Raw genomic sequence first — 25,043 nt, forward strand, 5'->3', positions numbered from 1 at the left:
AACACCGAATCGCGTAAGGGTTGCGAAACGAAGGAGCGAGATATGTTCAAGAAGACACTGACCGTCGCCATGGCCGCGGGCGCTCTGCTTTCCGCGCCAGCCATGGCCGCCACCGACGAAACCCTGCAGGACCGCGTCAACGCGAAAGCCGAGGCCAAGCTTGCCGAAAAGCTGGAAGGGCGCGTCGCGGGCGAACCCGTCCGCTGCATTCCCAATTACCGCAATCAGCGCACGACGATCTACGACGAAACCGCGATCGTGTGGGAGGTCGGCAGCAGGCTTTACGTCAACCGCCCGAAAAGCGGGCTGGAGGCGCTCGACGACAATGACATCATGGTCACCGATACGGTGCTGAACCAGCTGTGCAGCGTCGATACCATCCGCATGGTCGATCAGACCGGCTTCATGCGCGGCGTCGTGTTCCTCGGCGAATTCGTCCCCTATGAACGGGTCGAGGACGAAGGCTGATCCGCGGCGCGGCGCATCCGGCGCCGTTCGCGCCAATATCCCGCGACGAGCACCGGCGCACATAGCAGCGGGTGCCGTTCGCGAAAGGGAGTGAGCGGCACGGTGATCCCGCTGTGCCGGTGCACTTTCCACGCAAGATAGCGCGCGCCCCCATCGAAGGTGGTGGCCGCGCGCAACAGCCGCACGATATTGAGCGGCTTGCCCATCCGCCGCCGCCGGTGCCAGCGTGCGCGCGTTTCATCGCCCATCGCTTCGGACAGGTGCGGGTGCAGGATGGCGCCGCGCCGGTCATGGGCGATCCCCGCCGCCGTCCACCCGGCAATCATCAGCCCGTCGAAATGATCCGCCCCGAAATCGAGGATCTGCTGCTCGCGCCCGGGCTTTTCCACCCGCAGTTCGGCCCGGTAGGTGGCGGCGAACAACGCCTGCCAGTAATCGCGCTCCGTCCCTTCGTCGGGGCCGAGCGCGGCGGCGACCGTCGCGGCGGTGATCACCGCATCGCCGATCGCCCCGCGCACCGCATCGCGGGCATCCTCCCCATCTGTCCAGGCAAGTGCGACCGGCTGCACGAAGCGCGCCCAGATCGTCGTATCGACATGGCGCCCGGTGGCGGCATGGGCAAAGGTGGCGAGCGTCATCACCGCGACCTTGGCGCGCATCTCCTCCCCCGCATGGACATATTCGTGATAGGCGACGCGCGGCCACAACCCGCGTTCACGTCCCCCGGCGGTCAGCACGTAGAAATCGAGCACCCCGTCGAGCGACCCGCTCCGCAAATTCGACCCGTAGAACAGCACCGCGCGCGCATCGTAGCGACGGGCCAGACATGCGGCGAACGCACGAATTTCATCGCGCACCGGCGCACGCAGCCCCGCCGCAACCCGCGCGGCGAGATCGGCGCGATCCGCACTCACGGCGTGACGAACCGGATCGGTGCGCCTTCGCGCAAGGTATAGCGACCCGGATCGAAACGCTCCCCATCGAGGATGAAGCCCCCGTCGAGATCGATTTCCATGCTCCTGGCATCGACCCGGTGCATGCCGTCACGTTCCAGCCGCTCCGCCGTGCTGCCGCGCACGATGGCGGCGAAATTCCGCATGAAACGGCGCGGCGGCGCATCCACGACGAGCGTCTTCAAGCCCCCGCGCGGATCGCCGAACGGGCGCACGCCCATCGGCATGCGGTGCATCGTCGTCGCCAGCATGATGAAGCGCATCGCATCGCTGTGGAGGGCGGCACCGTGCATGGGTTCCGCACCCTCGCCATAGTGGATTCGCATCCGCTTCCCCGCGCGCGAAGGGGAATTGTCGCCCCCGAACGCCACGCGCGCGACCGTGCCCGCCGTCGACAGCGCCACGGCGAGGTTGTTGAACGCGCCCAGGCGATGCGTCGTCTGCGCCATGTCGGTCGCATCGACGAAGGCCCCTGCGCCAAACAGGAACCCGCGCACCGGCTCGCGCCCAGGCGATGCGTCGTCGCGGACCACCTCGATCGGTGTGCGAATGGCGCCGCGCCCGTCATGCCAGGCGCGGATCGCATCGGCCGTTTCCCAGTCGCGCGGAATGCCAAGATCCATGGCGAGCGCATTGGTCTTGCCCTTGGGCAGGATGGCGACCGCCGGCCCGCCCCCCGATGCCCATAGCGATCCGCCGCAGGACAACACGTCGCGAATGGTCCCGTCGCCTCCCGCAATGACCACAAGCGACACGTCGCTGCGCGCGAGTTCCGCGAGGATCGCATGCAGGTCGCCGCGCGTGCGCGGGTCGACGACGCGCACCCCGTCGGGCACGGCCAGCCCGCGCGCGCGGATGCGGTGGCTGCGCGGATTGCACACGACGACGATCCGGCCCTTGCGCGGATCGGCGGCGGGTTCGATGGGATGGCGGGCGTTCACCCTGCGCGCCATAGCGGCAAGCGATGCGCAAATCACCCCTGCAAACGCATTGCGCGCGCGGGCGGAAAAAGGCGGGTGCGTGCGCGGGCGAAAAAAGGCTGGGCATTTTCCGCCCCGCCGGGATAGGGGCGCGCATGGCATTCGCAATGCTCCGCAGATTGATGGCATCCGGGTCCGGTACGTCCCCGCTCCTGCGCGTGGCGAAAAATTCCGGCTGGCTGTTGTCGGGCAAGGGCGTGGGCGCGGTGCTCTCGCTGTTCTACCTCGCCATCGTGACGCGCACGCTCGGCCCGTCGGGCTTCGGCGTGTTCGCACTCGTGCTCACCATCGCGCAGTTCATCAAGCGGTTCATCACCTTCGACAGCTGGCAGGGCGTGGTGAAGTTCGGGCATGGATATGGCGAAACGCACGAGGATGGCCGGCTCGGCCGGCTGCTGGGTGCGACGCTGACGGTGGATCTGGTGACCTCGGCCATCGGGCTGGTCGCGGGGCCGATGATCTGTTTCGGGCTCGGCGATCTTTTGGGCTGGGAACCTGTGGTGCAGCTTTGGGGCGCGATCTATACCGCGGTGCTCCTGCTGGGGCTGTATTCGACGCCGACGGGGCTGCTGCGGATGCTCGACCGGTTCGGGGCGGGCGCGGCGGCGGAAACGGCGATGCCGGTGGTGCGCATGATCGGTGCACTTCTCGCGCTCGCCTTCGCGCCGAGCATCGACGGCTTCATCCTCGCATGGATGGCGTCGGAGCTGGCCACGTCGGTCGCCTACTGGGCGCTGGCCTATCGCCATGCGCCGGGCATCGTGCGGCGGATACGGTTGACCAACCCGTTTCGCATCCACCGCAATTTCCCCGGATTGTGGCGGTTCCTGTTCGCCTCGAACATCAACCTCACCGTGACGACGCTGATCTCGCAGGCGCCGATCCTTCTGCTGGGCAGTTTCGGGGCGGCGGCAGCGGCGGGTTATTACCGGCTCGCGGCGCAGCTTTCCAATTCGATGACCAAGGTCAGCCAGATGCTGAGCCGCGCGATCTTCACCGAAATGGCGCGCAGCCACGCCTATGCCGACCGCGATCTCTCGCGGCGCGAAATCGCCCACGTGCTGAAACGGACGAGCGCGGCGGCGGGGCTGGCCGCGGCGGTGATCGCGGTGGCGCTCGTGTTCCTGGGCAAGCCGCTCATCCTGTTGATGAGCGGGGCGGAGTACCTGCCCGCCTATCCCCTGCTGCTGCTGCTCGGCATTTCCGCGGCGCTGGAGGTGGGCAGCGTGTCGATCGACCCGCTGCTCCTCGCGACGGACCGCACGCGGCAGCTGGTCGTGATCCGGCTGGCGACGCTCGCGATCATGCTCGTCGGGATTGCGGTGTCGCTGGAACGCTACGGCCCGCTCGGCATTGCGTGGTCGGTGCTCGTCTCGACGGTGGCGGCGCTTGTCCTGCGCGTGATCGCGGTCTGGCGCGGGCCGGGCCGGGATGCGGGGTCTGCACCGGCGCACGCGGGCAGCGATCTGCCGCCCGATCCCGACGCGCACGAATGACCCGCCCGGACATTTTGCCCGGATAGTTTGCCCCCGCCCCGCGTTAACCCCATAGCGTGCCCTTGGCGCGCGTCCCCCTTTTCAAAGAGAGCCCGAGCCCCCGATGATCATCCATGTCGACGCGCATATCGCCTATCGTTTCGAGGAACCGACCGATTTGCTGTTGCAGATGGAGGCCGCCGCCATTCCCGAGCAGGCCCTGTCCGGCCCCGGCCTCACCACCAGCGCGAGCGAGCACGAGGCGCATATTTCGGGCGAGGATGCCATCGGCACGCGCGCTTGGCTGCGCTGCGAAGGGGACTTTACCGCCGATTACCGGATCACCGCCGACATCGACCGGCACCTGGTGGATCTGGACGCGCTGAACCAGCTTCCCCCGCATCAGTTGCCGGGCGCGACCGTGCCCTATCTGTTCGATTCGCGCTATTGCCCGGCCGACCGGTTCCAGTCCTTTGTCGAGGCGGAGTTCGGCGAATTGTCCGGCGGCGCGCGGATCAATGCGATGGTGCAGTGGGTCGCCGACAATTTCAGCTACGTCCCCGGCAGCAGCAACGCGACCACGACCGCGCTCGACAGCTTTGTCGAGCGGCAGGGGATCTGCCGCGATTATGCGCATGTCGTGTGCACCATGGCGCGCGCGTCCGCGATCCCGGCCCGCTTCGTCAGCTGCTATGCCCCCGATGTCACGCCGCAGGATTTCCACGCCGTCGCCGAGGTGTTCCTGGCCGATGAAACGGGGGAGCCGGGGTCGGGTGCCTGGCATCTCGTGGATGCGACGCGCATGGCGACCGCGGGCGAGATCGTGAAGATCGGCGTCGGGCGCGATGCCGCCGACGTCAGCTTCCTCACCAGCTATGGCATCGCGCAAATGCAGGACAAGCGCATTTCGGTCACGCGCGGATAAGCCGGGACAGATCGGCGCGGGCGGCGCTTGCACCGCGCGCCGCACCTGCTAACAACCGCGGGGGAGGCCGCAACGGCCCGCGACACAAGGGGGTATCTCGCTTTTATGACCGCAACGGCAGCCGCACCGCATTTCACGGCCAACAAGCTGCTCCTGTTCGGCGCGACGGGCGACCTGGCGCAACGCATGCTGCTGCCCTCGCTCTGTGCGCTCGATTCCGATGGGCTGCTGCCCGACGATATTCGCATCATCTGCACCGCGCGCTCCGAATATGACGACGACGGTTTCCGCGAATTCGCGCGCGATGCGCTGACCCGGTTCCTGCCCGCCGGGCGCGCCGTGAAGATCGAGCCGTTCCTTGAAAAGCTGAGTTACCAGGCGCTCGACGCGTCGACGCCCGAAGGGTTCGACGTGCTGGCAAAGAAGGTCGGCGGCGTCGACACGGGCGACAATCGCGGGCTTTCGATCTTCCTGTCGACCGCGCCTTTCCTGTTCGAACCGACGATCGCGGGGCTGCAGGCCAATGGCCTTGCGTCGGGCAATGTGCGCATCGGCCTTGAAAAACCGCTCGGCACCGATCTTGCCACCTCGTGTCAGATCAACGACGCGGTCGCCGCGGCCTTTCCCGAACACCGCATTTTCCGCATCGACCATTATCTCGGCAAGGAAACGGTGCAGAATCTGCTCGCGCTGCGCTTTGCCAATATCCTGTTCGAACCGCTGTGGAATGCGGCGCATATCGACCATGTGCAGATTACCGTCGCCGAAACCGTGGGCCTCGAAGGGCGGGTCGGGTTCTACGACGGGGCGGGCGCGCTGCGCGACATGGTGCAGAACCACATGCTGCAATTGCTCGCGCTCGTGGCGATGGAACCGCCGACGAGTTTCGATGCGACCCCGATCCGCGATGAAAAGGTGAAGGTGCTGCGTTCGCTGCGCCGGGTCGCGCGCGATGAAACCGTGCGCGGGCAATATCGCGCCGGCGCCATCGCGGGCAAGGCGGTCCCCGGCTATGACGAGGAGCTGGGCCAGGATTCCGATACGGAGACCTTCGTCGCGATCAAGGCGCATGTCGACAACTGGCGCTGGAAGGGGGTGCCCTTCTACCTGCGCACGGGCAAGCGCATGCCCGAACGCACGACCGAGATCATCGTGAAATTCCGGGACGTTCCGTTTTCCATCTTCGCCGGACGCGGTGCGCGGACGCAGCCGAACACGCTCGTCATCGGGATCCAGCCGAAGGAAAACATCCGTCTCTCGCTCATGGCGAAGGTGCCGGGCCTCGACCGCGAAGGCTTGCGCCTGCGTTCGGTCCCGCTCGACATCACGATGCCCGATGCGTTCGCGGGGCCGGAACGGCGCATCGCATACGAACGGCTGCTCCTCGATCTCGTCGAGGGGGATCAGACCTTGTTCGTGCGCCGCGACGAGGTGGAGGCGCAGTGGGACTGGATCGATGCGATCCGCGCCACCTGGGACGAACATGATATTTCGCCCAAGACCTATACCGCGGGAAGCTATGGCCCGTCCGCCGCGATCGCGCTGGCCGAACGGGACGGCGTGACCTGGCATGAATAGAGCGCACGCATACGAATAAAGCGCGGGGCGCCGGCGCCTTTCGGGGCACCGATCCACGCGTGTTGCATTAAAAGCGAAGGCGCAGGCGATAAAGGCCTGCGCCCCCCTGATTGAAGAAAGAGGCCCATGGCAGATCTGAACCCCGCCGTCGCCCGCGTGACCGACCGGATCATCGCCAACAGCAGGGAGAGCCGGCAACGCTATCTCGACCTGATGCGCCGCGAGGGCGACCGCACCCCCGACCGCAGCCAGGTCGCCTGCTCCAACCTCGCCCACGCGATGGCCGGCATGGGCAATGACAAGGGCGGCGTCGCCGATGCGGCCCGGCCCAATCTCGCCATCGTGACCGCGTATAACGACATGCTGTCCGCGCATCAGCCCTATGGCCGGTACCCGGAACAGATGAAGCTTTTCGCACGCGAAGTCGGCGCCACGGCGCAGGTCGCGGGCGGCACGCCGGCCATGTGCGACGGCGTGACGCAGGGGCAGGACGGCATGGAATTGTCGCTGTTTTCGCGCGACACCATCGCATTGTCGACCGCCGTCGCGTTGAGCCATGAAATGTATGACGGCATGGCGCTGCTCGGCATTTGCGACAAGATCGTGCCGGGCCTGCTCATCGGCGCGCTGCGGTTCGGGCATCTGGCCTGCATCCTCGTCCCCTCCGGCCCGATGCCGAGCGGAATCACCAACAGCCAGAAGCAGAAGACGCGCCAGCTTTACGCAGAGGGCAAGGTCGGGCGGGACGAGTTGCTGGCGTCGGAAAACGCGTCCTACCATTCGCCGGGCACCTGCACGTTTTACGGCACCGCCAATTCGAACCAGATGATGATGGAGATGATGGGCCTGCACATGCCGGCGGCCGCCTTCGTCACGCCCGGCACGCAATTGCGCACGCAGCTGACCCGTGCGGCGGTGCACCGGCTCGCGAAAATCTCGACCAAGGGCGACGATCCGCGCCCGCTCGCCGAATGCGTCGATGAAAAGGCGATCGTCAACGCGGTCGCCGGCCTGCTGGCGACCGGCGGATCGACCAATCACGTGCTGCACATCCCCGCCTTTGCCCGCGCCGCCGGGGTCATCATTGACTGGCAGGACATCGACGAATTGTCGAAGGCGGTCCCGCTCATCGCGCGCGTCTACCCCAACGGGCAGGGCGACGTGAACCATTTCCACGCGGCGGGCGGCATGGGCTATGTCATTCGCGAACTGCTCGACAACGGGCTCGCGCATGAGGACATCCGCACCGTGGGCGGCGACAGCCTGCGCGATTATGCGAGCGAACCGTCGATGGAGGGGGACGCGCTGGTCTGGCACCCCGCGCCCGCGCAATCGGGCGACGACGAAATGCTCAAACCCGCGACCGACCCGTTTCAGCCCGATGGCGGCATGCGCCTGCTCACCGGCAATCTGGGCCGTGCGACGATCAAGACCAGCGCGGTGAAACGCGAACGCTGGACCGTGGAGGCGCCCTGCCGCGTCTTCCACACGCAGGAAGCCGTCACGAAGGCGTTCAAGGATGGCGAGCTGGAACGCGATGTCGTCGTCGTCGTCCGGTTCCAGGGGCCGCGTGCCAATGGCATGCCCGAATTGCACAAGCTGACCCCGGCGCTCGGCGTGTTGCAGGATCGCGGCTTCAACGTGGCGCTCGTCACCGACGGGCGCATGTCCGGCGCATCGGGCAAGGTGCCCGCCGCCATCCACTGCACGCCGGAGGCGCTGCCCGATGCCGCGGGCAATGCCGGGCCGCTCTCGCTGTTGCAGGATGGCGATATCGTGCGCGTCGATGCGGCATCGGGCACATTGTCCACCAGTGCCGACCTGTCCGCGCGCACCCCTGCCCCCGCCCCCGAGCCGGCGATGGGCGTGGGCCGCGAATTGTTCGCCATGATGCGCGCCGGTGCCGATGGCGCGGAAAAGGGCGCCTCCGCCATCCTCGCCCACGCCGGGCTCTGACGCCTCACCTTGCCGCCGGGCGATGCCGCCGGGCCTATATGACTGCCCTACACAGGAGCCACGACCATGACCCAGATCCGCGACATCATGACAAAGGCGCCGGTGATCCCCGTGCTGGTCGTCGAGCATATCGACCATGCCATCCCGCTGGCCGAAGCGCTGGTCGAAGGGGGGCTGCCGTGCCTTGAGGTCACATTGCGCACCGATTGCGCGCTCGACGCGATTCGCGCGATGAAGAGCGTCGACGGCGCCATCGTGGGTGCGGGCACCGTACTCAACGAGCGCGACCTGGCGGCGGTGGAAAAGGCGGGCGCCGAATTCGTGATCTCGCCCGGCCTGACACAGCCGCTGGGCAAGGCCGCGATCGCGAGCGGCATTCCCTTCCTCCCCGGCACGGCCAATGCCTCCGACATCATGCGCGGCATGGACATGGGCCTCACCCATTTCAAATTCTTCCCGGCCGAAGCGAATGGCGGCCTGCCTGCTTTGAAAGCGATCGCCGGGCCGTTCGGCACCGTCGCCTTCTGCCCCACCGGCGGGATTTCGGCCGAAACCGCGCCCGAATGGCTCGCCCATCCGCAGATCCTGTGCGTCGGCGGTAGCTGGGTCGCGCCCAAGGGTGCGCCGGACAAGGGCAAGATCGTGGCGCTCGCCCAAAAGGCCGCGGAGCTCGGCGCATGAGCCCGAAGATCGAGAAACTGCACGAACGGCTGCGCGAACTGCATCAGCGCACGCGCGAAACGCCGATGTTCAACCCGGTGTTTCAGCTCGGCCTGGAATTCAGCCGCGACCTCGAATCGGGCGAAACCGATCTTCGCGAGCTGGACAGGCTGGTCTCCGCGCTCGAGTGCGAGGGGATGCAGGCGCGCGCGCACAAGCTGCACCGCATGCTCGAACCGATCGCGACCGACGCCAATCTCGCCAGCTTCGACCCGCGCGAGGGTGAGACATTCGCCGATTACGCGGCGCGGTTCGGCACGCCGCTCATGCATGTGGTGTTCACCGCGCACCCGACCTTCCTCCTCACCCCGGCGCAGGCGAATGCCGTGACCGAGGCGGCGAGCAAGGGCGACGTCGACGGCGACCAGGTGTGCACCGCCCCGCACGAACGGGTGCAGATCACGCTGGATTCCGAACACGATGCCGCCATGCGCGCCATCGAACGCGCGCAGGGCGCCCGCGACCGCGTCGTGCGCCACATGTTCGAAACCGCGCGCGATCGCTGGCCCGAGGATTGGCGCACGCTCAAACCCGTGCCGCTGCGGCTGGCGACATGGGTCGGCTACGACATGGACGGCCGCACCGATATCGGGTGGAACACGTCGATCCGCTACCGGCTTCAGGAAAAGGCGGAGCGGCTCGCGGGCTATGCCGGGATGCTGTCCGCCGCCGCGCCCGACATTGCGGGCAAGCTTGCCGCCGCGGCCGACCATACCTCGCGCATGGCGGTCTTGTTCGGGAAGGACATGTCCGACCCCGCCGCGCTGTCGCACGCGGCCAATTCGCTGACCGCGGATGATGATGCGAAGATCACCACGCTGGAACCGATCATCGCCGGGCTCGAAGGGCGTGCGCAGGATGCCGATGACGACACGGCGACCACGCTGCTGACCACCGTGGCGGCGATGCGGGCCGACGGGCTCGGCATGGGGCACATTCATTTCCGGGTGAACGCTTCGCAATTGAAGAACGCGATCCGCCGCCGCGTCGATCCGCAAAACCGCCTCGACCTGTCGAGCCAGGCGGCGCTGAGCGCGATCCGCACCGCGATCGAGGAGCTGACCCCGCTTCAGAGCAATTTCGCCGCGCTGGGGATCGAGGCATCGACGGCCATCCGCCAGTTCCTCGCGATGCAGCAAATCCTCACGCATATCGACGCCGATGCGCCGATCCGCATGTTGATCGCGGAATGCGAGCAGCCGCAGACCGTGCTTGCCGCGCTCTATTTCGCGCGATTGTTCGGGGTGGAGGACAAGGTCGATGTCTCGCCTTTGTTCGAGACGGAGGCCGCGCTCGAACATGGGGGGCGCTTCCTCGATGCGCTCCTCGCCGAGGAGGTGTTCCAGACATATGCCCGCCGCCGGGGGCGCATCGCGATCCAGACCGGGTTTTCCGACGCCGGCCGTTTCGTGGGGCAGATCCCGGCAAGCCTCGCCATCGAACGGCTGCAGGGGCGGCTGGCCGAGGCGATGGACGCCAACGGGCTGAACGAGGTGGCCGCGCTGATCTTCAACACCCATGGCGAGGGGATGGGCCGCGGGGCGCATCCCGCCTCGATGAAGGACAGGCTGGAATGGCCATTGTCGCCATGGGCGCGGCGGCGGTTCGTGCGGCGCGCGATCCGGCTGGAGCCGGAAGTGAGTTTCCAGGGGGGCGATGGCTACATGTGGTTCGGCACGCCAGAACTCGCGCTCGCCACGCTGGCGCGCATGGCGGACAATCCGCCCAACACCGCCGATCCCGACGTGCCGACCGACATGTTCTACAGGCGGACGGACCTTTCCCTCGATTTCTACCGCGCGATCCGGCGGGTGCAGCACAACCATTTGATCAGCCGGACCTATTCGCGCGCGATCACGGCCTTTGGCCTCGGCCTGCTCAACGACACGGGGTCGCGCCGGTCGCGGCGGCAGTCCGACCTGTCCGCGGACCGCGAGATGAGCCTGCGCCAGATCCGCGCGATTCCGCACAATGCGATTCTGCAGCAACTGGGCTATCCGGTGAACATCATCGCGGGTTTCGGCACCGCCGCCGACGCCAATCGCGAGGAAATCGCCAACCTGCTCAGCGAAAGCGAGCGCGGACAGCAATTGCTCCGCCTCGTGCGCAGTTCGGATGCGCTCGCCAGCATCAAGACCGTCGCGGCCTTCGGCGAATTGTTCAACTCCGCCTACTGGGCCAGCCGCCCCTATCGTGGCACGGAAACGCATCTGACCGATGCATGTCTCGACCTTGCCGAAATGCTGACCAAGGATGACCGCACGGGCGTGTTCCGGCGGCTGGCCTCGCGGCTGCGCGTCGATGCGCTGCATTTTCACCGGCTGCTGGAGGCGATGCCCGGCGCGAAGGAGGAGTGGGGCATGCCGCTCTCCGACCGGGAGCACAAGCGCCGCACCATCGGCGTATTGCAGGCGATCCGGCTGGCCTTGTTGCAGCACATGTTCCTGCGCGCGGTGCAGATGCCGGCCTTCAGCCGGTCGAACGACATCAGCCGCGAGGACGTGCTCGAAATGGTGTTCACGCTCCGGATCGAGGATGCGCTGGCACAGATGCGGCGCGCGTTTCCCGTCACCTTCCCGTCCATCGACGATTTCGACGTTGACGCGCCGAGCGAATATCCCGACGGCGGCGACGGCGGCTACCGCGCGATCCACCGCGACTATATCGAACCGATCGAGCAGGCCTACGCGCTCGTCCTGCGCATCGGGACGGCGATCGCCAACGAATTCGGCGCGCACGGGTAGGGATCGGCAAAGGGGGCGGAGGCACAGGGCATGTGGGCGCGTTTCCGCCCCGATCCCTTCGTGGTCGGGCTGCTGCTGACCGTGGGGATCGCATCGGTCCTGCCCGCGCGCGGTTGGGCGGCGCCCGTCGTGGCGTTCGTTGCCGATGCGGCCATCGTGTTCCTGTTCTTCCTCCACGGCGCGAAACTGTCGCGCGCCGCGATCGTGCGGGGCGTCACGCATTGGCGGCTGCATCTCACCGTGCTGGCCATGACATTCGCGGTGTTTCCGCTGCTCGGTCTTGCACTGGCCGCGCTGCCCGCGATCGACCCTGATCTGGCAACAGGCGTGCTGTTCCTGTCCGCCGCGCCGTCCACGGTGCAGAGCAGCGTCGCCTTTACCGCGATCGCCGGCGGCAATGTCGCGGGCGCGGTATGCGCGGCGGCGCTGTCGAACCTGCTCGGCGTGGTGGTGACGCCGTTGCTGGTGACCGTGCTGATCGGGGGGGACGGCGGCGCGCATGTGTCGGGCGTGGCGGCGGTGACCATCGCCCTGCAACTCGTCGCGCCCTTTGCCATCGGCCACGCGATGCGCCCGTGGATCGGCACCTGGATCGAGGGGCGCAAGCGGCTCGTTTCCTATGCGGACCGGGGGGCGATCCTGATGGTGGTCTATGCCGCGTTCGGCGCCGCGGTGGTGGAGGGGTTGTGGCAACGCACCGGGCCGGGCGAGATTGCGCTGATCCTTGGGCTGTCGGTCGTGCTGCTGCTGGTCGTGCTCGTCATATCGTGGGTCGGATCGGGCTGGCTCGGTTTCGCGCGGGAGGATCGCATCGTCGTGCAATTCTGCGGGTCGAAGAAAAGCCTCGCCGCCGGCGTGCCCATTGCAGGCGTGCTGTTTCCCGCGGCCACGGTGGGTTTCATCATCCTCCCGCTCATGGTGTTTCACCAGGTGCAATTGATCGCCTGCGCCTGGCTTGCCCGCCGTTACGCATCGCGCATGGGCCAGCCGCCCGCGCAAAAGGCCGATTGATTCGCCGCATCCGGTGGTGCAAAGCCCATCCCCGACATGACCGAACCCGCAAACAGCCCTCTCGACACGAACACCATGCTCGCCAAGGCGGAAATCCTTGTCGAGGCGCTTCCCTATATGAAGCGATATGCCGGGCGCACCTTCGTCATCAAATATGGGGGCCATGCGATGGGCGATCCCGAGGCGGCACGCGATTTTGCCGAGGATGTCGTATTGCTGGGCGCGGTGGGCATCAATGTCGTGGTCGTGCACGGCGGGGGTCCGCAGATCGGCGCCATGCTGAAAAAGCTGGGCGTGGAATCGAGCTTTGTCGACGGGCTGCGCGTGACGGACAAGGAAACCGCGCAGGTCGCCGAAATGGTGCTTTCGGGCGCGATCAACAAGGAGCTGGTCGGCTGGATCCATGGCGCGGGGGGCCGCGCGCTCGGCATTTCGGGCAAGGATGGCGGCATGGTCACCGCGCGCAAGGTGACCCGCACCCGCAAGCGTCCCGACAGCAATATCGAGCAGGCCGTGGATCTGGGCTTCGTGGGCGAGCCCGAACATCTCGACACGCGGATCATCGAGACGGCCGTGTCGTCGGGGCTGATCCCGGTGATCGCGCCCATTGGGGCGGATCGCGAGGGGCATACCTACAACATCAATGCCGATACGATGGCGGGCGCGGTCGCGGCGGCGATGGGCGCGGCGAGGCTGTTCCTGCTGACCGATGTGGCGGGCGTGATGGACAAGGACGGCGCGTTGCTCACCGATCTCACGCCGCAGGACATCGACCGGCTCGAGGATGACGGCACGATTTCAGGCGGCATGATCCCCAAGCTTCAGACCTGCGTGCAGGCGGTCGAGGCCGGGTGCGAGGCGGCCGTCGTGCTCGACGGGCGGGTGCCGCATGGCATGTTGCTCGAAATTTTTACCGAAAAGGGCGCGGGTACGCTTATAAGAGCGCAATGATGGTGAAAAACGCTACTTTCCTCGCGCTTTGTGCGCTCGCCCTGTCGGCCTGCGACGGGGGAACGGACCCGACGCCGGTGCAGGAAAGCGCCGCGCCCGCACCGACGCCGACGCCGACCCCCACGCCGACCCCGACCCACACGGCATTCAACGCCGATCTGCCCGGCCCGGACGAAACCGATCCGCAGGCGCTGCTCGATTACTGGCAACAGGCGGTCGAGGCGAACGAGCGCGAGGCCGCACGGCGCGCCTGGCGCAGCGACGTGCGCGGCGGCGGCACCGCGCCGCGCTGGTCCAATCTGAGCGATATTACCGTGACCTTCGGCGAAGGCCGGGCCGAGGGGGCGGCGGGCTCGTCCTATTACCAGGTCCCGGTAAAAATCGCGGGCCGCGGCGTCGATCAGACGGATCAGACGCTGGCGGGCACGATGACCCTGCGCAGGGTCAATGACGTGCCGGGCGCCGATTCCGGACAGCTGAGCTGGCGGATCGAGAGCATCAAGTTCGACAACTAAGGCCCCGCCCTGCACGACGCAGGGGTATTGCGGAGTTGATGCGACGCCGTCTTCTCGGCTAGACGAGGCCCGTTCCCCGACCGCCATCGAGCCCAAGGATATTGCCGCCGTGCTGCTGCTGACCCTCATACAGATCGTCGACCTGCTGGTCTCGGTCATCGTGTTTCTCGTGATTGCGCAATTCGTGCTGTCGCTGCTGATCTCGTTCAACGTGGTCAACACCTCGAACCAGTTCGTCGCCGCGATCTACAGCGCGGTGACGGCCCTGCTCGATCCGATCCTGCGCCCGATCCGGCGGATCATGCCCAGCACCGGCGCCATCGATTTCAGCCCGCTGGTCCTGCTCATCGGGTTGCAGATCCTGCAGATCGTGCTCAACAATCTTGCCGCGTCGGGGTATTGACCCGATGGCCACGCTGATCGACGGAAAGGCATTCGCCGCCTCGCTGCGCGAGCGGATCGCGGGCGAAACCGCCGGATTTACCGCGAAGACGGGCCGCAAACCCGGCCTCGCCGTCGTTCTCGTCGGCGAGGATGCGGCGAGCCAGGTCTATGTCCGGTCGAAGCACAAGGCGTGCATCGCCGCGGGCATGGAAAGTTTTGAACATCGCCTTCCCGCCGATACGGCCGAGGCCGACCTCCTCAGCCTCGTGGCGCAATTGAACGGCGATGAAAGTGTCGACGGCATCCTGGTGCAATTGCCGCTCCCCAAAGGCATGGACGAGAATGCGGTCATCCAGGCGATCGACCCGGACAAGGACGTCGACGGTTTCACCACCGCGAGCGCGGGCCGCCTGCTGACGGGCCTGCCCGGGTTCGTCGCGTGCACGCCGCTCGGCTGCCTGATGCTGCTCAGGGATGTGCTGGGCGATCTTTCGGGCAAATCCGCCGTGGTGATCGGACGCTCCAACATCGTGGGCAAGCCGATGGCGCAATTGCTCCTGCGCGAAAGCTGCACCGTGACCATTGCGCACAGCCGCACGCGCGACCTTCCCGAAACGGTGCGCGGCGCCGATATCGTGGTGGCCGCGGTGGGCCGCCCCGAAATGGTGAAGGGCGACTGGCTGAAGCCCGGCGCGACCGTCATCGACGTCGGCATCAATCGCGTGCCGGGCGAAGAAGAGGGCAAGACGCGCCTCGTCGGGGATGTCGATTTCGCTTCTGCCAAGGATGTCGCGGGCGCCATCACCCCGGTTCCGGGCGGGGTCGGCCCGATGACGATCGCGTGCCTTCTGCACAATACGCTCGACGCCGCGTGCCGGCGCGAGGGCATGGACCGCGCGGCGCTGTGATGCGGGGCATCGGCCTCGCCATGCTCGCCGCAGCGGCGCTGTCTGCCTGCGCGGGGCCGGGCGGCGGGGCCGCATCCACCCGCGCCGACGATGCGGCGTTCATGGCGCTGCCCCCCATTGCGGAGCCGGGCGCCGTCGCCGCGACTGAGATCGCCTTTGCCCGCGCCGCCCGCGAACAGGGGCAGTGGACGGCGTTTCGCGACTATGCCGCCGATGATGCGATCCTGTTCGTGCCGGGCCGGGTGGGCGCGCGCGAATGGCTTCGCGACCGCCCCAATCCGCCCCAGGCCGCCGATTGGCGCCCGCGCGAATTGTGGACCAGCTGCGACGGGTCCATCGCCGTGACCGAAGGGGGCTGGCAACGCTGGGACGGGACGCGGGGGTGGTTCACCACCGTCTGGAAGCGTCAGCGCGACGGCTCCTATCGCTATGTCATGAACCATGGCGACACCACGAAGGGGCGCGTCCGCACCGGGGAGGCGCTCGACGCGCATGTCGCGCAATGCCCGGATCGCGACTGGTTGCCACCCATCGCGCTGAACACCGTCGCCCCGGTGGAGGGCGACTGGTTCGGCGGCGCGTCGGATGATGGCACGCTGCGCTGGGGCGGGCGGGTCGATCCGTGGGGCGGCCGCATCGTGACGGTCGATGTGTTCGACGGGGAAGAATTCGTCCGCGTCCTGCATCAGACGGTGCCCCCGCCGGGCGCCGGCATCGCAAGAGAGCAGTGAGCCAGACGTGACAGAATTGTTCGTATCCGCCTTCGTCACCCTGTTCGTGGTGATCGACCCGCCCGGCTGCGCGCCGATCTATGCCGGGCTCGTTGCGAAGGCCACGCCGGAGGCGGTGCGCTCCATGGCGATCCGCGCCTGCGCCATCGCGCTCGCGATCCTGCTCGTCTTCGCGCTGTTCGGGGAGGCCCTGCTTGGCGCGCTGCATATCGAGCTTGATTCGTTCCGGATCGCCGGCGGGCTGATGCTGTTCCTGATCGCTCTCGACATGGTGTTTGAAAAGCGCACCGAACGGCGGGAGGAGCGCGCCGAAAAGGTCATCGCCGACCCCGCGCACGAGGATGTCTCGGTCTTTCCGATGGCGATGCCGATGCTTGCCGGGCCGGGCGCGATCGCATCGGTGATGCTGTTGATGGCGCGGTCCGAAGGGATCGAGCAGACGATCGCCGTGCTCGGCGCGCTGGTCGCGGTCATGGGGCTGAGCTTGGCCGCATTGCTGGCGGCGCGTCCCATCATGCGGGTGCTGGGCACGCGGATCGAGGCGATCATCACGCGCCTGCTCGGCGTGTTGCTTGCCGCGCTCGCGGCGCAATTCGTGATCAACGGCCTGCGCGGAAGCTTCTTCTAGGCCGGGCGGCGGCCCTTGTTGCCGACCGTCACTGCATCGTGGCGCTGTCCTCGTCGCCGCGAAACGCGTAGAATTGCATGAGCTGTATCAACAGGTCGCAACGTTCGCGAATGCCGTCCGCCTCCAGCAGGGCCTGCTTCGCCGCGCCGTCAAAGGGCGCCACTTGCGCCACCCCGTTGATCAGCGTTTCATCGTCGAGGCGGGAAACCTCCTCCCACTCCACGGCATAGCCCTGCATCTCGGCAAAGGCCTGCGCCTCGCTTTCGAAGGCGGCGCGTTCGGCGGGCATCAGCGAATCGGATGCGCCATTGTCGAGCAGGCGGGCCTCCACCTGGCGAAACTCCGTCTGCACGGACAATTCGCGCATGATGCGAAAGCGCGACACGCCCTCCAGCACGATGTTGAAGCGCCCGTCGTCGAGCGCCTCCACCTCGCCGATCCGGCCAAGACAGCCAATCTCGAACAGCGGCGCGCCCTCGCCCGGGCCCTGCGGCTGCACCATCCCGATCAGCCGGTCCCGCGCCAGCGCATCGGTGACGAGCGCGCGATAGCGTTTCTCGAAAATATGCAGCGGCAGTTGCAGACCCGGAAACAGGATCCCGCCCGCAAGCGGAAAGATCGAGATGCGCGCCGTTTCCATGTCGGACCGCATGCGCTTATCCGAACAGCAGGGTGGAAAGCCGCCGCCGCGTCGCCGCAACCCACGGATCTTCCAGCCCGACTGCCTCGAAAATCTGCAGCAGCTTCGTGCGCGCGGCGCCCTCGTTCCATTCGCGGTCGCTCTCGATCATGCGCAGCAGCGTGTCCGCCGCCTCGTCGCGCTCGCCCGCGGCAAAGGCGGCATTGGCAAAGGCGAATTGCGCATCCATGTCGGCGGGCCGTTCGGCCGCAGCCTTGCGGAAATTGTCCAGCTCCGCCGTATCGGGCGCGTCCTTGGCCAGTTGCAGCGCGGATTGCGCGCGCTCGATCGCCGGGTCCTTTGCCGTTTCCTCGTCGATCTGCGCGAGTGCGGCCTCGGCCTCGTCGAGATGGCCGGCCTCGATCATCGCGCGGATGAGCCCGGCCTGCGCGCTCGCATTGTCGGGCTTCATCTCCACGATCTGCGCGAAAATGCCCATCGCGCGTTCGGCATCGCCGCCGTTGAGCGCGTTTTCACCCATCGCGATAAGCGGGCCGAGATCCTGCTCCGGCTGCTCTGCCGGCGCGCCGCCCGGCTGCACCGGCAATTGCTGCAAGATCTGGTCGAGCATCTGCTTCAGCTGCGATTCGGTGCGCGCGCTGGTGAGATCGGCCACCGGCTGCCCTTGAAACATGGCATAGACGGTGGGGATCGACCGCACCTGGAATTGCGAGGCGATGAACTGTTCCTCGTCGACGTTGAGCTTGGCCAGCACGACGCCCTTGTCCGCATATTCGGCGGCGACCTTTTCGAGCATCGGGGCCAGCGCCTTGCACGGCCCGCACCATTCGGCCCAGAAATCCAGGATGACGAGGCTGTGCATCGAGGGTTCGACGACATTGGTGCGGAACCGGTCCACCGCTTTTTGCTCTTCGATATTCAGGCCGGGGGTCGCCAAGGTGCATTCTCCTGTCGCGTGTTCGTTGTGGCATAATGTGGGATGACGTGGCGCTCTTTTAAAGCCTGAGCATTAATTGCGCGGCGATGTCATTTTCCGGTTGCAGGGGTATCGAACCGGTGCTAACTGCGCGCCTCACCCCGGTCGGAAGGGCATCGACTTTCCGGCGCAGGCGTTCGAGCGGGCGTAGCTCAGGGGTAGAGCACAACCTTGCCAAGGTTGGGGTCGAGGGTTCGAATCCCTTCGCCCGCTCCATTTCTCATACATCCTTCGTCATGTTGCGCGTATTCGTCGCGCCGCCTCTTTACGCGGCTGCGCGGTGGCGTCATGTATCGCTGCCAGGATACACACGAGGAGGATGCCCGCCATGACCGATGCCCCCAAAGCCGACGCGGACGATGCGATCGTTCCGGTTCCATCGGCTGCGCGCTTGGGCACGGCCTGCGACGCGGCGGCCTATGCCGAGATGCACGCGCGGTCGCTGTCCGATCCCGATGGGTTCTGGCTGGAGCAGGCGGCGCGGATCGACTGGATCGACACGCCGGCCAGGGGTTGCGGCGCCAGCTTCGACCCGGTCGATATTCGCTGGTTCGAGGATGGCCGGCTCAATATCTGCTACAATGCGGTTGATCGCCATGTCGAGGCCGGGCGCGGCGACGATGTCGCGCTGATTTTCGAGCCGGATGCGATTGACGGGGCGGTGCGCCGCCTGACCTACGCCGAATTGCAGGGCGAGATCATCCTGTTTGCCAATACGCTCCTCAAAATGGGCGTGAGCAAGGGCGACCGGGTGACGATCTACATGCCGATGATCGTCGAGGGCGCGGTCGCGATGCTGGCCTGCGCGCGGATCGGGGCAGTGCATTCGGTGGTGTTCGGCGGGTTTTCGCCCGACGCCATCGCCGGCCGGATCGAGGATTGCGAAAGCGAGTGGGTCATCACCGCGGACGAAGGGCTGCGCGGGGGCAAGACGATCCCGCTGAAGGCCAATGTCGATGCGGCGCTCGAAAAGGTTTCGGTGCGCGGCGTGCTCGTCATCCGGCACACCGGCGGCGATGTCGCGATGCGCGACGGGCGCGATCACTGGTACCACGATTATTCCGCCGGGCTGGACGATGAATGCCCGTGCGAACCGATGGCGGCGGAAGACCCGCTGTTCATCCTCTACACCTCCGGCTCGACCGGAAAGCCCAAGGGCGTCGTCCACACCACCGGCGGCTATGCCGTGTGGACCGAAACCACGTTCCGCTACGTCTTCGATTACCGGCCGGGCGAGGTGTACTGGTGCACCGCCGACATCGGCTGGGTCACGGGGCACAGCTATATCGTCTATGGCCCGCTGCTCAACGGGGCGACGGCGCTGATGTTCGAAGGGGTTCCGAACCATCCCGATCACGACCGGTTCTGGCAAATCGTGGACAAGCACGGCGTGAACATCTTCTACACCGCGCCGACGGCGATCCGCGCGTTGATGCGCGAGGGAGCCGGATATGTGGAGAAGCACGACCTCACCTCGCTCCGCCTGCTCGGCAGCGTGGGCGAGCCGATCAATCCCGAAGCATGGCGGTGGTATCACGACCATGTCGGCCATGGCGAGGCGCCCATCGTCGACACCTGGTGGCAGACGGAGACGGGCGGCATCATGATCACCACCCTGCCCGGCGCCCACGCGATGAAGCCGGGCAGCGCGGGCAAGCCGTTCTTCGGCGTGGCCCCGCAACTCGTCGATAACGAGGGCGCAGTCCTCGAGGGCGCGACCGAAGGCAATCTGTGCATCACGCAGAGCTGGCCCGGACAGGCGCGCACCGTTTACGGCGACCACGACCGTTTCATCCAGACTTATTTCAGCACCTATCGCGGCAAATATTTCACCGGTGACGGGTGCCGCCGCGACGCGGACGATTATTACTGGATCACCGGGCGCGTCGATGACGTCATCAACGTATCGGGCCACCGCATGGGCACGGCCGAGGTGGAAAGCGCGCTGGTCCTGCACGACACGGTCGCGGAGGCCGCGGTCGTCGGATACCCGCACGACATCAAGGGACAGGGCATCTATTGCTATGTCACCACCAATGCGGGCGTGACGGAGGACGATGCCCTCGTCGCCGAATTGCGCGCCCATGTCCGCCGGGAGATCGGGCCGATCGCGACGCCCGACCATATTCAGTTCGCCCCCGCCCTGCCCAAGACCCGCAGCGGGAAGATCATGCGCCGCATCCTGCGCAAGATCGCGGAGAACGATTTCGGCGCGCTCGGCGATACGTCCACGCTCGCCGATCCGTCGCTGGTCGACGATCTGATTGCGGGGCGCGGCAACCGGGAAGGCTGAACCCGCGCTCAGTCCGATCCGAACAGGTCGCGGGTAAAGACCTTGCCCGCGACATCGGACAATTCCGCCGATTGCCGGTTCGCGACGATGACGTCGCATTGCGCCTTGAACGCGGAAAGGTCGGTCATCACGCGCGCGCCGAAGAATTCGGTGCCTTCGAAGGCGGGTTCGTAGATCACGACCTCGATGCCCTTCGCCTTGATCCGCTTCATGATCCCCTGGATCGAGGAATGGCGGAAATTGTCCGATCCCGCCTTCATGATGAGGCGGAAAATGCCGACCCGTTCCGGTTCGCGCGCGAGAATCTGTTCGGCGAGGAAATCCTTGCGCGTGCGATTCGCCTCGACAATGGCGCGGATGAGGTTTTGCGGCACGTCGGTATAGTTGGCGAGCAATTGCTTCGTGTCCTTGGGCAGGCAATAGCCGCCGTAGCCGAAGCTGGGATTGTTGTAATGGTCGCCGATCCGGGGGTCGAGCCCGACGCCTTCGATGATCTGCCGCGAATCCATCCCGCCCGCCAGCGCATAGCTGTCCAGCTCGTTGAAGAACGCCACCCGCATGGCGAGATAGGTGTTGGCGAACAATTTGATCGCCTCCGCCTCGCGCGCATCGGTGAACAGGACGGGGATGCCGGTCTTTTCCGCACCCTGAACGAGCAGGTCGGCAAAGACGCGCGCCCGTTCCGACCGTTCGCCGACGATGATGCGCGACGGGTTGAGATTGTCGTGGAGCGCGCTGCCTTCGCGCAGGAATTCCGGGCTGAAGATCACCTGCGGCGCGAGCAGCCGGTCGCGCACGTCATCGACGAAGCCGACGGGGATCGTCGATTTGATGACGATGGTCGCATCGGGATTGGTGCGGGTCGCCTGCGCGATGACCTGCTCGACGGAGGAGGTATCGAACTTTCCCGTTTCGGGATCGTAATTGGTGGGCGTGGCGATCACCACGAAATCCGCCCCGCGCAAGGCTTCCTTCGCGTCGCATGTCGCGGTGAGGTCGAGCGCACGGCGCGCCAGAAACTCCTCGATCCGCGGGTCCACGATCGGCGAGCGCCGCGCGTTCAGCATCTCGACGCGCTCTGCCGAAATATCGGTGGCGACCACCGCATTGTGCTGCGCCAGCAGGATCGCATTGGACAGGCCGACATAGCCGAGGCCGAAAACCGCAATCTTCATCAATCATCCTCAACCCTGATGCGCGCGGCGTGATCGAACCGCCCGGATCTCCGCATTGCCGCCGCCCGCCCCAATCCGGTAACAGGCCGCGCGCGTCAAGGCCATCGGGCAGCAGCGGAACGCACGCCGGGTGCGTCGATACCAAGGGCCGCCGGCGCGCGGCGGTCCGTGCGAAAACCTGGCACGGGGCAGGATGCTTCGTGCCAGACGATAATGGCCTGGTCGGCTGGCCCCCTCTATGCTGTACCGCTGTCATTACCGATCTGCCGCGACCCGGCACGCGCCGATATGACCTGCGAGGCTGGCCCCATGGGGATGACGGCGGCTGGTTTCCCCAGCTCCCGCGTGCGGGGAGAGCGCGGGCACGGATTGCTTCTGCGTGTTACGAAAGCGCGACGATCCCGTCATGTTGATCTCCGAACCGTGAAACCGCTCGCCGCATACCGAGCCCTGCCATTCTGCCCATGGAACGCCACCACCCCCACCATCCGCTCAGTAGCGCTTGCCCCAAGCACCGGTCTTCCCGATACCGATCGCGACGGTGGTTTGACCAACGGCGTAGAGATTCCGCAGATGCCGTGATGATCGGGCACTGCGCGCGGTTCGACGAACCCTTTGTTGCCACGCGCCTCGGGCCGGTCACAACGATGCCGCGGACCGCCTGCATCAACGGCGCGTAACGCGATCGACCTTCGCCCGGGAGCTCGTTCCTCGGCCCCGTGATACAGACGGGTGCATCCGGAACGTGGCTAATTCTGCGAATATGAATTGGTGGAGCGGGTAGCGGGAATCGAACCCGCATAACCAGCTTGGAAGGCTGGGGCTTTACCACTAAGCTATACCCGCCCGCTCGATGCGGAGGCTTGCCACCGTTTGGCAGGCTTCGTCAACTGTGAGTTGCACGAATGCGCCGCGACATGCGCCGAACCGTGCCTGTGCCCGTCGATCAGCGCGGAAATTCGGTGCGCAGCCCCACCCATAGCGTTCGCGGCGTGCCCAGATCGACGCGCCCGTCCTGCGCCCGCGTGACGATCTCCTCATCGAAGAGGTTTTCGCCGCGCAGCACGAGGCGGAACCGGTCGGAAAGCGCCACCGATGCGAACGCGTCGAGCGTCGTTGCCGCAGGCAGGATGTCGGTGTTGCGGTCATCCTCGAATCGCGCGCCTTCGTGCCGCAGCGTGGCCGACAATTCGACGCCGCGCACAGGGGTCACGCCTGTCGTCGCGCTGGCCGCGAATTTCGGCGTCTGCGCGGGGCGGAGACCGTCGAGCGCGGCACCGGCCCCGCTCGCCTCGTTCTGCGCATCGGTCCATGCCGCCGACAGCGCGAGCGACACGATTTCGATCCCCGCCTGCGCGGTGAGTTCGAGCCCGCGTGCCACGATGGCATCGATATTGCGGCGCTGGCGCAGATTGTCGCCGATGGTGACATTGGTCACCGCGTTTTCGAGCCGGTTGTCGAACGCCGTCAGCGACACGGCCCAGGACCGGCCCGGCACTCCCTTGCGCAGATCGAAACCGCCTTCGAACCCTTTCAGCCTTTCATTGCGAAGCTCGGCATTCGCCTCGGTCACGACCGGGAACACGACGAAGGGCCGGTAAAGTTCGTTCAACGTGGGCAGCCGCAACCCGCTATAGGCCGCGGCGCGCAGTTTCAGGCCGCCGCCCGCATCGAAACCCGCCCCGCCACGCAACGATTCCTGCCAACCCGCGCGGGTGGGATAGCGCGCATCGATGGTGAGCGCATTGGCGCCGTCGCGTTCGGTATAGAATCCGTCCGCGATCCGGTAACGGTCCACCCGCGCCCCCGCGGTCAGGACAAGCCGCCCGAGCCGCCAGTCATCCTCCACATAAAAGCCGAGATCGGTATTGCGCCCCCCGGCGCTCCTCCGCGCGGTCTGCGCCCCGGTGAAGGCGCTATACGCATCCTCGCGCAGCTCACCGTCCGCGATGCGAAGATCGGTCCCGATGCGAAGCGTGTGCGACATGCCGAGCGGCGGGCGCAGTTCCAGCTTTCCGCCAAGCCCGGTCGACGGCGTCGCACGCTGATCCAGCACGCGGGTGAAGCGCGAGGACGAGATCACCACATTGGAAAAATCGCGCAATTGCACGTAACCCAGCGCATCGAAACGCCACGCCCCGGTACCGATGAAACGCAGGCTGAAATCCTGCCCCTGCGAGCGGCTGTCGGCGCCATCGAAGCGGAGCGTGCGTGCATCGTCGAAGGCGGCGATGCGCATCTGCATCTCGACATCCGGGCTGACCGGCGCGACCCCGCGCAGCGCCAGCGACCAGCTGTCATAGGCCGCCCGGGCGCTTGCCGGCACGCGATCGGCGACGGGCGTGGTGAAAAACCCCGGCCCCCTGTCCCACCGGCCCGACATGTCGACGAAACCGGCGCCGAGCCGGGGGGAGGCGCCGGCGTAGATTTCGCTCCCGCCGCGGTCGTTCACGAATGCCCCTGCGCGCAGCGAACCTTTATCCTCGATCCCTGCGCTTTCGAGGGCGATCGTGCCCGCCACCGCGCCGGCGCCGAACGCGCCCGATCCGCCGCCACGCACCACCGTCACGCGCGACAGCCGTTCGGGCGGAAGCGCGCTATAGGGGATATAGCCGAAGAACGGATTGGCCTGCGGAATACCATCGAGCAGGACCAGGCTCCGGCTCGTGGCATTGCCGCCGAGCGCGCGCAGCGTCGCCCCCTGAGCCGAAGGGTTGGCGGCGCGGCTGTCGGAGCGGCGGAACTGCTGAAACCCCGCGACGCCTTGAAGCACATCCTCGATCCGGCCCGACGCGGCACGATCCAGCGCCTCGCGGTCCAGCACCACGGTATCATAGGCGGTTTCGCCCGGCGTCGGCTCCAGTCCGCGCCCGGTCACGATGATATCCGCGCGCGGGGGGACGTCCGCACGCGGGGGCGGCGCGCCCGGTGCGGCGGTTTGCGCCCACGCCTGCTCACCCCCCGGCGACAAGGCCATCACCGCGGCGCAGATGGTGGAGCGAAGGAGCAGGGCTTTACGCAAAATGGTCATG

Annotated in this window: 21 protein-coding genes and 2 tRNA genes; 16 read left to right on the forward strand and 7 right to left on the reverse strand. The window is 66.7% G+C overall.

The genetic code is table 11. From position 1 onward, the window contains the following. Positions 1 to 42: 42 nt before the first annotated feature. The gene (locus K4G67_RS03460) at positions 43 to 468 is read left to right on the forward strand and encodes a hypothetical protein (RefSeq protein ID WP_239804987.1); all 426 of its coding nucleotides are present in this window, start codon (positions 43 to 45) and stop codon (positions 466 to 468) included. On the opposite strand, the gene K4G67_RS03465 is transcribed toward K4G67_RS03460, so the two are convergent. Beyond that, positions 441 to 1,382: a hypothetical protein gene (locus tag K4G67_RS03465; protein WP_239804988.1), complete on the reverse strand. Its 942-nt coding sequence runs from the start codon at positions 1,380 to 1,382 to the stop codon at positions 441 to 443. The genes K4G67_RS03460 and K4G67_RS03465 overlap by 28 nt on opposite strands. Continuing rightward, the gene (locus K4G67_RS03470) at positions 1,379 to 2,362 is read right to left on the reverse strand and encodes a diacylglycerol/lipid kinase family protein (RefSeq protein ID WP_239804989.1); all 984 of its coding nucleotides are present in this window, start codon (positions 2,360 to 2,362) and stop codon (positions 1,379 to 1,381) included. Before K4G67_RS03470 ends, K4G67_RS03465 begins: the two co-directional genes overlap by 4 nt. A gap of 161 nt (positions 2,363 to 2,523) precedes the next feature. Here K4G67_RS03470 and K4G67_RS03475 point away from each other — a divergent pair, with 161 nt between their 5' ends. The 13 genes from K4G67_RS03475 to K4G67_RS03535 all read left to right on the forward strand — a co-directional run bounded on the left by K4G67_RS03475 (position 2,524) and on the right by K4G67_RS03535 (position 16,927). Continuing rightward, positions 2,524 to 3,897 carry a lipopolysaccharide biosynthesis protein gene (locus tag K4G67_RS03475; protein WP_239804990.1) on the forward strand — a complete coding sequence of 458 codons (1,374 nt, stop codon included), beginning with the start codon at positions 2,524 to 2,526 and terminating at the stop codon, positions 3,895 to 3,897. Between the two features lie 103 nt (positions 3,898 to 4,000). Then, positions 4,001 to 4,801 carry a transglutaminase-like domain-containing protein gene (locus K4G67_RS03480; protein WP_239804991.1) on the forward strand — a complete coding sequence of 267 codons (801 nt, stop codon included), beginning with the start codon at positions 4,001 to 4,003 and terminating at the stop codon, positions 4,799 to 4,801. A gap of 105 nt (positions 4,802 to 4,906) precedes the next feature. Further along, on the forward strand, positions 4,907 to 6,379 hold the full coding sequence (gene zwf / locus K4G67_RS03485) for a glucose-6-phosphate dehydrogenase (RefSeq protein ID WP_239804992.1): 1,473 nt from the start codon (positions 4,907 to 4,909) through the stop codon (positions 6,377 to 6,379). A 126-nt stretch (positions 6,380 to 6,505) separates the two neighbouring features. After that, a complete protein-coding gene (edd, locus tag K4G67_RS03490; RefSeq protein ID WP_239804993.1) occupies positions 6,506 to 8,335 on the forward strand; it encodes a phosphogluconate dehydratase in 1,830 nt (609 codons plus the stop codon). 66 nt (positions 8,336 to 8,401) lie between these two features. Further along, on the forward strand, positions 8,402 to 9,016 hold the full coding sequence (gene eda / locus K4G67_RS03495) for a bifunctional 4-hydroxy-2-oxoglutarate aldolase/2-dehydro-3-deoxy-phosphogluconate aldolase (protein ID WP_239804994.1): 615 nt from the start codon (positions 8,402 to 8,404) through the stop codon (positions 9,014 to 9,016). After that, positions 9,013 to 11,799, forward strand: coding sequence for a phosphoenolpyruvate carboxylase (locus tag K4G67_RS03500; RefSeq protein ID WP_239804995.1), 2,787 nt, complete (start codon positions 9,013 to 9,015; stop codon positions 11,797 to 11,799). Before eda ends, K4G67_RS03500 begins: the two co-directional genes overlap by 4 nt. A gap of 30 nt (positions 11,800 to 11,829) precedes the next feature. Beyond that, positions 11,830 to 12,810: a bile acid:sodium symporter family protein gene (locus tag K4G67_RS03505; RefSeq protein ID WP_239804996.1), complete on the forward strand. Its 981-nt coding sequence runs from the start codon at positions 11,830 to 11,832 to the stop codon at positions 12,808 to 12,810. Between the two features lie 36 nt (positions 12,811 to 12,846). After that, complete coding sequence (gene argB / locus K4G67_RS03510; RefSeq protein ID WP_202082857.1) at positions 12,847 to 13,761, forward strand: acetylglutamate kinase; 915 nt, start codon at positions 12,847 to 12,849, stop codon at positions 13,759 to 13,761. After that, positions 13,758 to 14,276 (forward strand): hypothetical protein, encoded by a 519-nt coding sequence (locus K4G67_RS03515; protein WP_239804997.1) that lies wholly within the window; start codon positions 13,758 to 13,760, stop codon positions 14,274 to 14,276. Before argB ends, K4G67_RS03515 begins: the two co-directional genes overlap by 4 nt. 109 nt (positions 14,277 to 14,385) lie before the next feature. After that, positions 14,386 to 14,679, forward strand: coding sequence for a YggT family protein (locus K4G67_RS03520; protein WP_239804998.1), 294 nt, complete (start codon positions 14,386 to 14,388; stop codon positions 14,677 to 14,679). A gap of 4 nt (positions 14,680 to 14,683) precedes the next feature. Further along, the gene (gene folD / locus K4G67_RS03525; protein WP_420829982.1) at positions 14,684 to 15,568 is read left to right on the forward strand and encodes a bifunctional methylenetetrahydrofolate dehydrogenase/methenyltetrahydrofolate cyclohydrolase FolD; all 885 of its coding nucleotides are present in this window, start codon (positions 14,684 to 14,686) and stop codon (positions 15,566 to 15,568) included. Further along, positions 15,568 to 16,299 carry a Cif family virulence factor gene (locus K4G67_RS03530; protein WP_239805000.1) on the forward strand — a complete coding sequence of 244 codons (732 nt, stop codon included), beginning with the start codon at positions 15,568 to 15,570 and terminating at the stop codon, positions 16,297 to 16,299. The genes folD and K4G67_RS03530 overlap by 1 nt, the downstream gene beginning before the upstream one ends. A 7-nt stretch (positions 16,300 to 16,306) precedes the next feature. After that, positions 16,307 to 16,927, forward strand: coding sequence for a MarC family protein (locus tag K4G67_RS03535; protein ID WP_202082848.1), 621 nt, complete (start codon positions 16,307 to 16,309; stop codon positions 16,925 to 16,927). A gap of 28 nt (positions 16,928 to 16,955) precedes the next feature. On the opposite strand, the gene K4G67_RS03540 is transcribed toward K4G67_RS03535, so the two are convergent. Further along, entirely contained in the window at positions 16,956 to 17,579 is a 624-nt protein-coding gene (locus K4G67_RS03540) for an LON peptidase substrate-binding domain-containing protein (protein ID WP_239805001.1), read from the reverse strand. A 4-nt stretch (positions 17,580 to 17,583) separates the two neighbouring features. Continuing rightward, on the reverse strand, positions 17,584 to 18,504 hold the full coding sequence (locus K4G67_RS03545) for a tetratricopeptide repeat protein (protein WP_239805002.1): 921 nt from the start codon (positions 18,502 to 18,504) through the stop codon (positions 17,584 to 17,586). A gap of 180 nt (positions 18,505 to 18,684) precedes the next feature. Here K4G67_RS03545 and K4G67_RS03550 point away from each other — a divergent pair. Both K4G67_RS03550 and acs read left to right on the forward strand, forming a co-directional pair. Next, a tRNA-Gly gene (locus tag K4G67_RS03550) sits at positions 18,685 to 18,759 on the forward strand. A 112-nt stretch (positions 18,760 to 18,871) separates the two neighbouring features. After that, on the forward strand, positions 18,872 to 20,836 hold the full coding sequence (acs, locus tag K4G67_RS03555; protein ID WP_239805003.1) for an acetate--CoA ligase: 1,965 nt from the start codon (positions 18,872 to 18,874) through the stop codon (positions 20,834 to 20,836). 8 nt (positions 20,837 to 20,844) lie between these two features. Here the strand turns inward: acs and K4G67_RS03560 are convergent, their stop codons facing one another. The 3 genes from K4G67_RS03560 to K4G67_RS03570 form a co-directional block, all read right to left on the reverse strand. Next, a complete protein-coding gene (locus tag K4G67_RS03560) occupies positions 20,845 to 22,011 on the reverse strand; it encodes a nucleotide sugar dehydrogenase (protein WP_239805004.1) in 1,167 nt (388 codons plus the stop codon). A 772-nt stretch (positions 22,012 to 22,783) separates the two neighbouring features. After that, positions 22,784 to 22,857: transfer RNA gene (locus K4G67_RS03565), tRNA-Gly, on the reverse strand. 100 nt (positions 22,858 to 22,957) lie between these two features. Next, positions 22,958 to 25,042, reverse strand: coding sequence for a TonB-dependent receptor plug domain-containing protein (locus K4G67_RS03570; RefSeq protein WP_239805005.1), 2,085 nt, complete (start codon positions 25,040 to 25,042; stop codon positions 22,958 to 22,960). Position 25,043: the final 1 nt, after the last annotated feature.

The organism is Croceicoccus hydrothermalis, assembly GCF_022378335.1.
Lineage (GTDB): Bacteria > Pseudomonadota > Alphaproteobacteria > Sphingomonadales > Sphingomonadaceae > Croceicoccus > Croceicoccus hydrothermalis.